A 12,631-nucleotide genomic window follows, 5' to 3' on the forward strand; every position below is an offset into this window, starting at 1 on the left:
CGGCGGCACACCCACCGGCTACCAGGTGTCGATGCAGCCGCGTGCGGGCGGCACCGCAACCCGTGCGCTGTCCAGCCCCCGGACCAGCCAAGCCCGCGTCTCGGCCGGATCGATCACCGCATCGATCTCCAGGGTACTGGCCATCTCGGTCGCGGTCCCCCGCGCCACCATCTGCGCCAGCAGGCGCTGGAACAGGGCCTCGCGCTCGGCCCCTTCGGACGCTGCCTCCAGCTCCTTGCGGTAGCCCAGCCGCACCGCGCCCTCCAGCCCCATGGCGCCGAATTCGGCCGATGGCCAGGCCACCGTGAAGACCGGCGCGTGAAAGCCGCCGGCGGTCATGGCCATAGCCCCCAGGCCATAGCCCTTGCGCATCACCACCGCAAACACCGGCACGCGCAGGTGGGCCGCGCGCACGAACAGGCGACTGACGTGGCGCACCTGGGCGGTGGCTTCTGTGGCCGGGCCGACCATGAAGCCCGGTGTGTCCACCAGACTGACCAGGGGCAGGCCGTGCGCGTCGCACAGCTGCATGAAGCGCGCCGCCTTGTCTGCGGCGTCGGCATCGATCGCGCCGCCCTGGTGCAAGGGGTTGTTCGCCATCAGGCCCACCGGCCGGCCTTCGATGCGCGCCAGGGCCGTGTGGACGCCGGCACCGAAACCGGTGCGCAGGGGCAGCAGGCTACCCGCATCCACCAGCCCCGCCATCGCGGCCCGGCTGTCGTAGGCGCGCACCCGGTTCTCTGGCACCACCTCGCGCAGGGCCCGGGCGTCGGGGGCGGTCCAGTCGGCGGTGCGGCCCTGGAAGAACGAGAGGTAGTGCTTCGCGGCAGCCACCGCCGCCGTCTCGTCGTCCACCAGGATGTCGATCACACCGTTGGCGTGCTGCACTTCCGACGGGCCAATCTGCTCGGGCCGGTACACGCCGAGGCCACCGCCTTCGACCATGGCGGGACCGCCCATGCCGATGTTGCTTTCGCGCGTGGCAATGACCACATCGCTGCAGCCCAGCAGGGCCGCATTGCCAGCAAAGCAGCGGCCGGCCGCGATGCCCACCACGGGCACCTGCCCGGACAGTCGGGCGAACGCGGCAAAGGTGCCGACGTGCAGGCCCGCAACGACCGGCATGTCGGTGTCGCCAGGGCGGCCGCCACCGCCTTCGGCGAACAGGACCACCGGCAGGCGCTGCGCCAGCGCGATGCCCAGAAGACGGTCGGTCTTGGCGTGGTTGCGCATGCCCTGCGTGCCGGCCAGGACGGTGGCGTCGTAGGCCATGACCACAGCACGTGATCGTTCCACGCCGAATGCGTCGCCATTGACCGAGCCGATGCCGGTCACCATGCCGTCGGCCGGCGTGTTCGCGATCAGGTCCTCGGCGCTGCGGCGACTTCGCTGCGCCGCCACCGCGAGCGCGCCGTATTCGATGAACGAGCCGTCGTCGCACAGGTCGGCGATGTTCTCGCGGGCGGTGCGCAGACCCAGGGCATGGCGTTTGGCCACGGCCTCGGGGCGTGCGACATCCAGAAGAAAGCGCTCGCGTTCGCGCAGCCGGGCCAGATCGGCCCGTTCGGTGGCGCTGGCGGCCACGGCCGGTGCGGCGACGCCCGGGGTAAAGGGTTCGGCGGCCGCCGGCCCGAGCACCAGCAAGGCATCTCCCTCCTGCACCGCATCGCCCACGGCGCACAACACCTCGACGACCCGGGCGTCGGCCACGGCCCGCAGCTCGTGCTCCATCTTCATGGCCTCGACGATCACAAGCGGATCGCCGGCCCGCACCGTGTCCCCGGGAGACACGCACAGCTCGACGACCTGGGACTGCAATGGGGCGCAAAAGGGAGTCATGGCGGCATTGTTCCGCCGGCCCCTGTGCCCCGGGGTCAAGCACGCGACAGCCGGTTCATCCCGCGAACAGCGCCACGTTGCCGCCGGCGGCGGTGGTGTTGATGGTCAGCGTCTGCTCGGCGCAGAAGCGCAGCAGGTAGTTCGGCCCACCCGCCTTGGGGCCGGTGCCGCTCAGGCCCTCGCCGCCGAAGGGCTGCACGCCCACCACGGCCCCGATCATGTTGCGGTTGACATAGACGTTGCCCACGCGCGCCGCGGCGGCCAGCGCCTGGGCGCGGCTGTCGATGCGGGTCTGGATGCCCAGCGTCAGCCCGTAGCCCAGGGCGTTGATCTGGCGAATCACCTCCGTGGGGTCGCCACCCCAGCGCACCACCTGCAGCACCGGGCCGAAGATCTCCTGCGCCACCTCGCTGATCGACCCGACCTCGAACATCTGCGGCGCGACCAGGTTGGGCAGCGCTTGCGCCGGGGGCGCCTCGGCCAACAAGGCCCTGGCACTGCCGCGCAGCCGCGCGACGTGGCGCTGGATGTTGTCAAAGGCCTCGGCGTCGATCACCGGGCCGAGGTCGGTGGCGAGCTGCGACGGGTCACCGGCCACCAGTTCCTTGGCCGCGCCCTGGAGCATCTCGATCACGCCGTCGGCAATCGCCTCGTGCACGCACAGCAGGCGCAGCGCCGAGCAGCGCTGGCCCGCGCTGCGGAAAGCGCTCTGCATCACCGCGTCGGCCACCTGCTCGGGCAGGGCCGTGCTGTCCACCAGCATGGCGTTGATGCCACCGGTCTCGGCGATCAGCGGCACGATGGGGCCGTCCTTGGCCGCCAGCGCACGCTGGATGATCTTGGCCACCTGGGTCGATCCGGTGAACACCACGCCGGCCACGCCGGGCGCCGCCACCAGCGCGGCGCCCACGGTCTCGCCGGGACCGTGCAGCAGCTGCAGGGCATCGGCCGGGATGCCGGCGGCGTGCAGCAGCTTGACCGCTTCCATCGCCACGGCCGGCGTCTGTTCGGCCGGTTTGGCCAGCACGGTGTTGCCCGTGGCCAGCGCGGCCGCCACCTGGCCCATGAAGATGGCCAGCGGGAAGTTCCAGGGGCTGATGCAGACCCAGGCGCCACGGCCTTCCAGACGCAGCGTGTTGCTCTCGCCCGTGGGACCGGGCAGGGTCTGCGGCGCCTGGATGCGCTCGGCTTCGTTGGCGTAATAGCGCAGAAAGTCCACCGCCTCGCGCACCTCGGACACGGCGTCGCCCCAGGTCTTGTGCGCCTCTTTGACCAGCAGGGCACAGAAGCGCGGCAGAGCCGATTCGAGCGCGTCGGCAGCGAAGCGCAGCACGGCGGCCCGCTGCGCCACCGGTGTGTGGTTCCAAGCAGCGAAGGCGGCGACGGCGCGGGCCACCGCCTCGGTGGCCTGGTCGGCGCGGGCTTCGGGCACCACCGGCACGGTGCAGGCCGCGTGCGCCGCCAGCAGTTCGTCGCGTTGCGCGATCACCGTCAGGTCGCGGCCGCTGCTGTTGGCGCGCGTGGGGCCGTACAGCTCGGGCGGCAACGGCAGCGAAGCCTGCGGCTCCAGCCGCATCGGTGAAACCAGCAGCTCGTCCATGCCCACCGACTCGTCGGCCAGCTGGTGGACGAAGGACGAGTTGGCGCCGTTCTCCAGCAGGCGGCGCACCAGGTAGGCCAGCAGGTCGCGGTGCGCGCCCACCGGGGCGTAGACGCGGCAGCTGACCAGCGGGTTTTTCAGCACCTCGCGGTAGATGCCTTCGCCCATGCCGTGCAGGCGCTGCAACTCGAACGGAACGGCCTTGCGCGAGGCCATCTGCAGGATGGCCGCGATGGTGCCGGCGTTGTGCGTGGCGAACTGCGGGAAGATCGCATCCGGCGCGTCCAGCAGCGCCTTGGCGCAGGCCAGGTAGCTCACGTCGGTGTGGTGCTTGTGGGTGAACACCGGGTAGGCGGGCAGGCCCTGTTCTTGCGCGCGCTTGATCTCGGCGTCCCAGTAGGCGCCCTTGACCAGGCGACACATGAAGCGGATCCTGTATTGCCGGGCCAGCGCCGCGATGTGCGCGATCAGCTCCACCGCGCGGGTCTGGTAGGCCTGCATGGCCAGGCCCAGACCCTGCCACTGGGGGGAGTGTTCGGCCACCAGCGCCGCGAGCGCCTCGAACACGTCCAGCGAGAGTTCGAGCCGGTCCACCTCTTCGGCGTCGATGGTCAGGTTCAGGTTGGCCGCCGCGGCCGCGCGGCACAGCGTCCACACGCGCGGCACCAGCTCGTTCATCACGCGCTCGTACTGCGCGTCCTCGTAACGCGGGTGCAGGGCGCTGAGCTTGATGGAAATGCCGTCGTTCTGCGCCGGGTGACGTGCCGGGTCCGCGCCCCGGGCGATGGCGGCGATGGCGTTTTCATAGCTGGCCTGGTAGCGCAAGGCATCGGCCTGGGTGCGGGCGCCCTCGCCCAGCATGTCATAACTGAACTGCAAATTGGGTTGTTTCTTGCGCGCTGCCGACGCTTCCTTCATGCCCTCGGCAATTGTCTGACCCAGCACGAACTGGCGGCCCAGCAGCTGCACCGCGCGCAGCGTGGCGGCCACCACGGTGCGGGCGCCCAGCTTGGCCATCAGCCCGGGCTCATGGCCGGACTCGGGCAGGAAGTGCTTGGACATGGCGATGGCGGTGGACGACAGGCGCGCCAGTGTCGAATCGGCGGCGCCATCGAAGTCCGCCCGGCCCAGCTGGTCGGCCGTGAGCGCGATCGCCGTTTCGGCATCGGGCACGCGCAGCAGGGCTTCGGCCAGCCGCATCAGGGCCAGGCCCTCGGCGCTGGAAATCGGGTACTCCTTGAGCAGGCTTTCCATGGCCCAGAAAGGCGGCGGGTTGTCGCGGACCGCGCGCACCCAGGGCGCGGCCACCTGGGCGGCGGCGGCCCAGTCCAGCGCGCCCTGCAGCGCGGCCAGGCGCTGGGCGACGGTCTCGGCCTCGGGCCGGTAAGGAAAGGGCAGGCGGTCGGTGCTGCGCGGCATGGCGGGTCTCTGAAACGGGACAAGTTGGTGAATGCCCGAAGTCTGAAGAAGCCAAAGACGAATTTTTCTCTGATTTTTCGGTTTCAACCGGATAATTCACTACCCATGAGCGAGACTACCCCCGATCTCGACCGCATCGACCTGCGCATCCTGAACGTTCTGCAGGCCGACGGACGCATCTCCAACCTCAAGCTGGCCGAGGCGGTGGCCCTCTCACCCACCGCCGTGCTGGCGCGCACCCAGCGGCTGCAGCGCGACGGCTACATCCTGGGCTACGAGGCGCGGCTGAACCCGCTCAAACTCGGGCGCGGGATGCTGGTCTTTGTCGAGGTGCTGCTCGACCGCACCACGCCCAACGTGTTCAACGAGTTCAAGGCCGCGGTGCAGGTGCGCGACGAGATCCTGGAGTGCCACATGGTGGCCGGCGGTTTCGACTACCTGATCAAGACCCGCATGGCCGACATGGCCGCCTTCCGCGACTTCGCCGGCAGCGTGCTGTGGCAGCTGCCCGGCGTGCGCGAGACGCGCACCTACGCGGTGATGGAAGAGGTCAAGAACAGCAGCCGGCTGCCGCTGCGGGGCATCGGCGGCGCACAATAGAACGATTCTTCACCCACCGGAGTTCTTCATGCGCGCCCCGTCCCGTCTGCTGACCTGCCTGCTGCTGTGTTCCGCCAGCGCCTTCGCCCAGACCACCGCTCCCGGCCTGTGGGCCATCCAGAACAAGGTGGGCGGCAACCCGGAGATGGACAAGGCCATGGCCGAGATGCAGAAGCAGCTGGCCGCCATGCCGCCCGCGCAGCGCAAGCAGATGGAGGCCATGATGGGCCAGAACGGCATGAGCGTCGGGGCCGGCGGCGCCGTGACCGTCAAGGTGTGCATCACCCCCGAGATGGCCGCCAAGTCCGAGCTGCCCAGCCACACCGAGGGCGACTGCACCTCGACCATCACCTCGCGCACGGGCAACACCCTGAAGTCGAAGTTCGCCTGCAAGAACCCGCCGACCACCGGCGAAGGCACCTACACCTTCAGTGGGGACAAGGCCTTTGCCACCAAGATGGTCATGCAGTCCACCCGCAACGGCAAGCCCGAGACCATGACCATGGAAGGCCAGGGCAAGTGGCTCTCGGCCGACTGCGGCAACGTCAAGCCGATCCAGCCGCCGAAGCAGTGACCGGTTCCTTGCGCGGCCGGTGACCGAAGATGGCCCGGCCCACGCGCACCATCGTGGACCCCTCGGCCACCGCTGGCTCCAGGTCGTCGCTCATGCCCATGGACAGCACGTCGAGCGACAGGCCCTGATCCACCAGGCCCTGCTGCAGTCCACGGACCTGCCGGAACGCCGAGCGCTGGACCATCGGATCCTCGCTCGGCTCGGGGATGCACATCAGCCCCCGCAGGCGCAGACGGGGCAAGGCCGCCACTGCATGGGCCAGCGCGGGCAGCTCGTCCGGCGCAACACCCGACTTGTTTGCGCCGCCGTCGACATTCACCTGAAGACAGACCTGCAGCGGCGCGCGGTCCTCGGGACGCTGTTCGGACAGGCGCTGCGCGATCTTGAGGCGGTCCACCGAATGCACCCAATCGAAGTGGGTGGCCACCAGCCGTGTCTTGTTGCTCTGGACCGGTCCGATGCAGTGCCATTCCAGGGTTTGCCCCGGGAGCAGCGCCCGCATGGCCAACACCTTCTCGACCCCCTCCTGGATGTAGTTCTCACCAAAGGCACGTTGTCCGGCGGCCACCGCGGCGGCCACATCGTCCGGTCCGAATGTCTTGGAAACCGCCAGCAATGTGACGGTCTTCACATCGCGTCCGGCCGCCGCGCACGCCCTGGCGACACGCTCCCGCACTTGTTGGAGATTGCCTTCAATCGTCGTCATAATCAGTCTGCTACACCAACACTGCACGGGACCACGGGATGGATATCACCCAACTGCTCGCCTTCAGCGTCAAGAACAAAGCCTCCGACCTCCACCTCTCGGCCGGGCTGCCACCCATGATACGGGTGCATGGGGATGTCAGGCGCATCAACGTCGAGCCGCTGGACCACAAGATGGTGCACAGCATGGTGTACGACATCATGAACGACAGCCAGCGCAAGCAGTATGAGGAGTTCATGGAGTGCGACTTCTCGTTCGAGATCGAAGGCCTGGCGCGTTTCCGTGTCAACGCCTTCAACCACAACCGCGGTGCCGGCGCGGTGTTCCGGACGATTCCGAGCAAGATCCTCACACTGGAACAGCTCAACGCGCCCAAGATCTTTGCGGATCTGGCGCTGCGCCCGCGCGGTCTGGTGCTGGTGACGGGTCCGACCGGCTCAGGCAAGTCGACCACGCTCGCCGGCATGGTCAACCACCTCAACGAGACGGAGTACGGCCACATCCTGACCGTGGAAGACCCGGTGGAGTTCGTGCACGAATCCAAGAAGTGCCTGGTCAACCAGCGAGAGGTCGGGCCGCACACCCTGTCATTCTCCAATGCCCTGCGCTCGGCATTGCGCGAAGACCCCGACGCGATCCTTGTGGGCGAAATGCGCGACCTGGAAACCATCCGCCTGGCGATGACCGCGGCCGAAACCGGCCACCTGGTGTTCGGCACGCTGCACACATCGAGCGCCGCCAAGACCATCGACCGGATCATCGACGTGTTCCCGGCAGAAGAAAAAGACATGGTCCGGGCGATGCTGTCGGAATCGCTGGTGGCCGTGATCTCACAGACCCTGTGCAAGGTCAAGGACGGCAGCGGCCGGGTGGCGGCGCACGAGATCATGATCGGCACCAGCGCCATCCGCAACCTGATCCGCGAAGCCAAGGTGGCCCAGATGTATTCGGCGATCCAGACCGGCCAGAACGTCGGCATGCAGACACTCGACCAGAACCTGGCCGAGCTGGTCAAGCGCAACGTCATCAGTCCGGCCGAGGCGCGCAGCAAGGCCAAGATTCCCGAGAATTTCCCAGGGTAAACAATCATGGAACGCGATCAGGCATCGAAATTCATCAACGACCTGCTCAAGCTGATGCTCAGCCGCGGCGGCAGCGACCTCTTCATCACGGCCGACTTCCCGCCCGCCATCAAGGTGGACGGCAAGGTGGTGAAGGTCTCGCCCCAGCCGCTCAACGGCGTGCACACGCTGGCCCTGGCGCGCGCCATCATGAACGACAAGCAGGCGGCCGAGTTCGAGCGCACCAAGGAGTGCAACTTCGCGATCTCGCCCCCGGCCATCGGCCGTTTCCGCGTCAGCGCTTTTGTCCAGCAGGGCAAGGTCGGCATGGTGATGCGGACGATTCCTGCGGTGCTGCCCACCATCGATTCGCTGAACCTGCCCCAGGTGCTCAAGGACATCACGCTGTCCAAGCGCGGCCTGTGCATCGTGGTCGGCGCGACCGGCTCGGGCAAGTCGACCTCGCTGGCCGCCATGGTCGACTGGCGCAACGAGAACACCCACGGTCACATCATCACGATCGAGGACCCGGTCGAGTTCATCCACGCCCACAAGAACTGCGTGATCACGCAGCGCGAAGTCGGGCTGGACACCGACGACTGGGGCGTGGCGCTGAAGAACACGCTGCGGCAGGCGCCTGATGTGATCCTGATGGGCGAGATCCGGGACCGCGAGACCATGGAGTACGCGATCCAGTTTTCCGAGACCGGCCACCTGTGTCTGGCCACCCTGCACGCCAACAGCGCCAACCAGGCCCTGGACCGGATCATCAACTTCTTCCCCGAGGACCGCCGGCCGCAGCTGCTGATGGACCTGTCGCTGAACCTGCGGGCGCTGGTGTCGCAGCGCCTGGTGCCGCGCCAGGACAACAAGGGCCGGCACGCGGCCGTGGAGATCATGCTCAACTCCCCGCTGATCGCCGACCTGATCTTCAAGGGCGAGGTCGCCGAGATCAAGGAGATCATGAAGAAGAGCACCAACATCGGCATGCAGACCTTCGACCAGGCGCTGTTCGACGCTTTCGAGGCGAACATCATCAGCTACGAAGATGCGCTGCGCAACGCCGACTCGCTCAACGACCTGCGGCTGCAGATCAAGCTCAACAGCCAGCGCGCCAAGACGCAGGACCTGGCGGCGGGCACCGAACACCTCACGATCGTTTGACCACCCCCGCGCCGCGCCTGCGGCGCGTCACCCCCTCAAGGGGGCAATGCCTGTGGCCCGGCGGAGCCGGTTCCACGGCATTTCTCGACCGACGCCCTTTCACTTCGCCGGATGACTTCACATGAGCAGCATCGCCCCCAAAACCTACGAATCCGTCGCGCCGAAGAAGGTCGCTTTTCTTGGTCTGGGTGTGATGGGCTTTCCCATGGCCGGGCACTTGGCGAAGGCAGGGCATGCGGTGACGGTGTACAACCGCTCGCCGGCCAAGGCGCAGGCCTGGGTGACCGAGTTCGGCGGGGCGTCCCGGCCCACGCCGCGTGAGGCCGTGGCGGGCGCCGACATCGTGTTCTGCTGCGTCGGCAACGACGACGATCTGCGCTCGGTCGTGCTCGGTGCGGACGGGGCATTCGCCGGCATGGCGACGGGTGCCATCTTCGTGGACCACACCACCGCGTCGGCCGATGTGGCGCGCGAGCTGTACGGCGCAGCCCGGAGCCTCGGACTGGCCTCCGTTGATGCCCCCGTGTCGGGCGGCCAGGCGGGTGCGCAGAATGGTGTGCTCACGGTGATGTGCGGTGGTGACCCCGCTGCATTCGAAGCGGTCCGGCCCGTGGCGATGGCGTACTCGCGCGCCTTCACGCTCATGGGCGAGAGTGGCGCCGGCCAGCTCACCAAGATGGTCAACCAGATCTGCATCGCAGGACTGGTCCAGGGCCTGTCCGAGGCCATCGCCTTCGGCCAGAAGGCCGGTCTGGACATGAACCAGGTGCTGGACGTGATCGGCAAGGGCGCAGCCCAGAGCTGGCAGCTCGACAACCGCGGCAAGACCATGGTGGCCGACAAGTTCGACTTCGGCTTTGCCGTCGACTGGATGCGCAAGGACCTGGGCCTGGTGCTCGACGAAGCCAAGCGCAACGGTGCGCGCCTGCCGGTCACCGCTTTGGTGGACCAGTTCTACGCCGACGTGCAGGCCATGGGCGGAAACCGGCTGGACACCTCCAGCCTGATCAAACGCTTGAAGTGACCACCCCCTGCACCGCGGTGCAGGAAAACTGCCTCAGGACTTGGGCGCGATGCGCGCCAGTTCTTCCTCGCTGATGATCTCCAGCAGACGGACCACGCGCTGGGCGCCCTTGGTGGTGCGGGCCACCTGGGTGGCGATGTCGGCCTCGCGCTGGGTCACGCGCCCCATCAGGAACACGGTGCCGCGTTCGGAGACCACCTTGAAGGCGTTGGCCGAGATCTGCTTGGTGTCGATCAGGCTGGCCTTGACCTTGCCGGTCAGCAGCGTGTCCTCGGCCTTTTCGGTGAAGCTCGGGCTGTTGGCCACGTCCAGCTCGTTGTGGACCACGGCCACGTTCTCGACCTGCTTGACGATGGATTCGGCCAGTTCCTTGTCGCGGGCGTTGCCGACTTCGCCGGTCAGCAGCGCACGGCGGTTGTAGCTGGTGACGCTGATGCGCGCGCGCGACCCCATCTGGTCGCGCAGGCGGTTGGCGGCGCGCAGCTCGATGCCCTGGTCGTCCAGCTGAGCGCCCGAACTGCGGCGGTCACCCACCACCATGGCGCCGGTCAGCGCCGCGCCGCCCACCGCCAGCGGCGCACAGGCCGACAGCGTGGCGGCGGCAGCGGCCACACTCAGGACAGCGAGGGACAGGCGGCCACGGGAAACAATGGTTTTCATGCGGGGTTCTCCGTTTCATTGGACAGGGCTTCGGGCAGGCCCAGCAGCTGGGCATCCACACCGTCGCAGATGCAGTGCAGCACCAGATGATGCACCTCGAGAATCCGTGCCGGCACCTCGTGCGGCACGCAGATGTGGACGTCGGTATCGCGCAGCATCTGGGCCAGCCGCCCGCCGCGCGCGCCGGTGAGCGCCACCACGGTCATGTCGCGCTCGTGCGCGGCTTCGACCGCCGCGATGACGTTCTGCGAGTTGCCCGAGGTCGAGAGCACGAGCAGCACGTCGCCGGCCTGGCCCAAAGCGCGCACCTGGCGCGAGAACACGGCGCGCACGTCGAAGTCGGTGGCCAGCGCGGTCAGCACCGAGGCGTCGGCCGAGAGTGAGAACGCGGCCAGTTCGGGCCGCTCACGCTCGTGTCGCCCCACGAAGCTGGCGGCAAACAGCTGCGCCGCCGCCGCGGAGGCCCCGTTGCCGCAGGACAGCACCTTGCCGCCGCCGGTGACACTGGCCAGCACCGCCGCCGTGGCGGCTTCCACCATGGGCGCGAGCGCCTGGGCACATTGGTATTTGAGGTCGGCGCTGTCGATGAACTGTTGCTGGATGCGTTGCAGGAGCATGGGGCGATGATAGCGGCGCGCAGAGTATCAAAAGGTACCCGATGCATCAAAGGCCGCACGCAGCCACTGGATGTCCGGGGCCTCCGTGCCGTCCCGCGCACCCTGGATCAGGACCACGTCGAAACGGCATGCAGGCTCCGATCCCAGCCGCAGCAGAAAGTGCCGTGCGGCGAACACGATGCGCCGCTGCTTGACGCCCGTGATGCTGGCGCCCGCCCCGCCGCGGCTGGCACTGGCCCGCTGACGCACCTCGACGAAGACCACCGTGCCATCGGGCTCACGCATAATCAGATCGATCTCGCCGCCGCCGCGGCCGGGTGTGCGGAAATTGCGCTGCACCAGCCGCAGCCCGTGCCGCTGCAGATGTCGCAGGGCAGCGTCCTCGGCCGCATCGCCGCGCTGCTTGGTCGTGACCGAAGCCCCCTGTTTCCGGGAATCCCACATTGTCCGCACCCTCCCCTTCCCTGCTGGCCGCCGCCCGTGACATGGCGGGGCAGCAGCATTATCCGCAGGGCGCGCTCTACATGGTCGCCACGCCGATCGGCAACCTGGCCGACATCGGCTTGCGCGCGCTGCACGTGCTGGACCTGGTGGACTGCATCGCCTGCGAGGACACGCGCCACACCGCCACCCTGCTGCAAAGCTACGGTCTGCACAAGCCGCTGCTGGCGCTGCACGAACACAACGAGGCCGAGGCCGCGCAGACCGTGGTGCAGCGCCTGCGCGACGGGCAGCGTGTGGCCTATGTGAGCGACGCTGGCACGCCGGGGGTGAGCGATCCGGGCGCGCGCCTGTGCGCCGCGGTGTGCGCCGCCGGCCTGCGCGCGCTGCCCCTGCCGGGCGCCAGCAGCATCACGGCGCTGTTGAGCGTGGCCGGCACGGGTGGCCACGACGGCCGTTTTGTCTTCACGGGCTTCCTCTCGCCCAAAGCCAGCGAGCGCCAGCGCGAGGTGCAGGAAATCGGTGCCGACCCGCGCGCCTGTGTGCTGCTGGAGGCCCCGCACCGCATCGAAGCCCTGGCGCGCGATCTGGCTGCGCTGGGCGAACGGCCGCTCACGGTCGGCAGGGAACTCACCAAGCAGTTCGAGGAGGTGGCGCAGGTCTTGGCCGGTGATTTCCCCGCGTGGCTGGGCGCGGGCGCCCACCGCACGCGCGGGGAGTTCGTACTGCTGGTCCACCCCGCACCCAAGGCAGAAACGGACGATGGCATCGGCGCCGACACCCTGCGCACGCTCGACCTGCTGCTGGCCGAACTGCCCGTCAAGACCGCGGTGAAGCTGTGCGCGGAGATCAGCGGCGCACCGCGCAACGCGCTGTACCAGGCCGCCCTGGCCCGGCGCCAGGGCGCGCAGAACGACTGAGGCGGC

Annotated in this window: 11 protein-coding genes and 1 pseudogene; 6 read left to right on the forward strand and 6 right to left on the reverse strand. The window is 68.5% G+C overall.

Annotated features, from left to right (window positions below):
- Positions 1–18 precede the first annotated feature (18 nt).
- Positions 19–1,824 (reverse strand): annotated as a pseudogene (locus tag RCO38_RS12980) (carboxyl transferase domain-containing protein); the annotation flags it as partial.
- Between the two features lie 70 nt (positions 1,825–1,894).
- Positions 1,895–4,858, reverse strand: a complete 2,964-nt coding sequence (locus RCO38_RS12985; RefSeq protein ID WP_308328727.1) for an L-glutamate gamma-semialdehyde dehydrogenase — start codon at positions 4,856–4,858, stop codon at positions 1,895–1,897.
- A gap of 105 nt (positions 4,859–4,963) precedes the next feature.
- Between RCO38_RS12985 and RCO38_RS12990 the strand changes: the two genes are divergently transcribed.
- A complete protein-coding gene (locus RCO38_RS12990) occupies positions 4,964–5,458 on the forward strand; it encodes an Lrp/AsnC ligand binding domain-containing protein (RefSeq protein WP_308328728.1) in 495 nt (164 codons plus the stop codon).
- Positions 5,459–5,486: 28 nt separating this feature from the next.
- Positions 5,487–6,032, forward strand: coding sequence for a DUF3617 domain-containing protein (locus tag RCO38_RS12995; protein ID WP_308328729.1), 546 nt, complete (start codon positions 5,487–5,489; stop codon positions 6,030–6,032).
- On the opposite strand, the gene RCO38_RS13000 is transcribed toward RCO38_RS12995, so the two are convergent.
- Entirely contained in the window at positions 6,004–6,738 is a 735-nt protein-coding gene (locus RCO38_RS13000) for a YggS family pyridoxal phosphate-dependent enzyme (protein WP_308328730.1), read from the reverse strand. The two genes, RCO38_RS12995 and RCO38_RS13000, sit on opposite strands and share 29 nt — an antisense overlap.
- 38 nt (positions 6,739–6,776) lie before the next feature.
- On the opposite strand from RCO38_RS13000, the gene RCO38_RS13005 reads away from it, so the two are divergent.
- The 3 genes from RCO38_RS13005 to RCO38_RS13015 all read left to right on the forward strand — a co-directional run bounded on the left by RCO38_RS13005 (position 6,777) and on the right by RCO38_RS13015 (position 9,987).
- The gene (locus tag RCO38_RS13005) at positions 6,777–7,820 is read left to right on the forward strand and encodes a type IV pilus twitching motility protein PilT (RefSeq protein ID WP_308328731.1); all 1,044 of its coding nucleotides are present in this window, start codon (positions 6,777–6,779) and stop codon (positions 7,818–7,820) included.
- A gap of 6 nt (positions 7,821–7,826) precedes the next feature.
- On the forward strand, positions 7,827–8,963 hold the full coding sequence (locus tag RCO38_RS13010) for a PilT/PilU family type 4a pilus ATPase (RefSeq protein WP_308328732.1): 1,137 nt from the start codon (positions 7,827–7,829) through the stop codon (positions 8,961–8,963).
- A gap of 121 nt (positions 8,964–9,084) precedes the next feature.
- Positions 9,085–9,987 carry an NAD(P)-dependent oxidoreductase gene (locus tag RCO38_RS13015; RefSeq protein ID WP_308328733.1) on the forward strand — a complete coding sequence of 301 codons (903 nt, stop codon included), beginning with the start codon at positions 9,085–9,087 and terminating at the stop codon, positions 9,985–9,987.
- A 33-nt stretch (positions 9,988–10,020) separates the two neighbouring features.
- Here the strand turns inward: RCO38_RS13015 and RCO38_RS13020 are convergent, their stop codons facing one another.
- From RCO38_RS13020 to RCO38_RS13030, 3 genes are read right to left on the reverse strand one after another with little or no spacing between them, the layout of a single operon-like run.
- The gene (locus RCO38_RS13020; RefSeq protein ID WP_308328734.1) at positions 10,021–10,647 is read right to left on the reverse strand and encodes a BON domain-containing protein; all 627 of its coding nucleotides are present in this window, start codon (positions 10,645–10,647) and stop codon (positions 10,021–10,023) included.
- Positions 10,644–11,264: an SIS domain-containing protein gene (locus RCO38_RS13025; protein ID WP_308328735.1), complete on the reverse strand. Its 621-nt coding sequence runs from the start codon at positions 11,262–11,264 to the stop codon at positions 10,644–10,646. Before RCO38_RS13025 ends, RCO38_RS13020 begins: the two co-directional genes overlap by 4 nt.
- Positions 11,265–11,291: 27 nt before the next feature.
- Positions 11,292–11,708 carry a YraN family protein gene (locus tag RCO38_RS13030; protein WP_308328736.1) on the reverse strand — a complete coding sequence of 139 codons (417 nt, stop codon included), beginning with the start codon at positions 11,706–11,708 and terminating at the stop codon, positions 11,292–11,294.
- Between RCO38_RS13030 and rsmI the strand changes: the two genes are divergently transcribed.
- Positions 11,708–12,625, forward strand: coding sequence for a 16S rRNA (cytidine(1402)-2'-O)-methyltransferase (gene rsmI / locus RCO38_RS13035; protein WP_308328737.1), 918 nt, complete (start codon positions 11,708–11,710; stop codon positions 12,623–12,625). The two genes, RCO38_RS13030 and rsmI, sit on opposite strands and share 1 nt — an antisense overlap.
- The last annotated feature ends 6 nt before the right edge of the window (positions 12,626–12,631 follow it).

It is taken from the genome of Hydrogenophaga pseudoflava, from assembly GCF_031020795.1.
Lineage (GTDB): Bacteria > Pseudomonadota > Gammaproteobacteria > Burkholderiales > Burkholderiaceae_C > Hydrogenophaga > Hydrogenophaga pseudoflava_A.

Coding starts and splice junctions, on each gene's coding strand:
- RCO38_RS13010 (WP_308328732.1), top strand. CDS start 7,827: ATGGAACGCGATCAGGCATCGAAATTCATCAACGACCTGCTCAAGCTG.
- RCO38_RS13000 (WP_308328730.1), bottom strand. CDS start 6,738: ATGACGACGATTGAAGGCAATCTCCAACAAGTGCGGGAGCGTGTCGCC.
- RCO38_RS13005 (WP_308328731.1), top strand. CDS start 6,777: ATGGATATCACCCAACTGCTCGCCTTCAGCGTCAAGAACAAAGCCTCC.
- RCO38_RS13030 (WP_308328736.1), bottom strand. CDS start 11,708: ATGTGGGATTCCCGGAAACAGGGGGCTTCGGTCACGACCAAGCAGCGC.
- RCO38_RS12990 (WP_308328728.1), top strand. CDS start 4,964: ATGAGCGAGACTACCCCCGATCTCGACCGCATCGACCTGCGCATCCTG.
- RCO38_RS12985 (WP_308328727.1), bottom strand. CDS start 4,858: ATGCCGCGCAGCACCGACCGCCTGCCCTTTCCTTACCGGCCCGAGGCC.
- RCO38_RS13020 (WP_308328734.1), bottom strand. CDS start 10,647: ATGAAAACCATTGTTTCCCGTGGCCGCCTGTCCCTCGCTGTCCTGAGT.
- RCO38_RS13015 (WP_308328733.1), top strand. CDS start 9,085: ATGAGCAGCATCGCCCCCAAAACCTACGAATCCGTCGCGCCGAAGAAG.
- RCO38_RS13025 (WP_308328735.1), bottom strand. CDS start 11,264: ATGCTCCTGCAACGCATCCAGCAACAGTTCATCGACAGCGCCGACCTC.
- RCO38_RS12995 (WP_308328729.1), top strand. CDS start 5,487: ATGCGCGCCCCGTCCCGTCTGCTGACCTGCCTGCTGCTGTGTTCCGCC.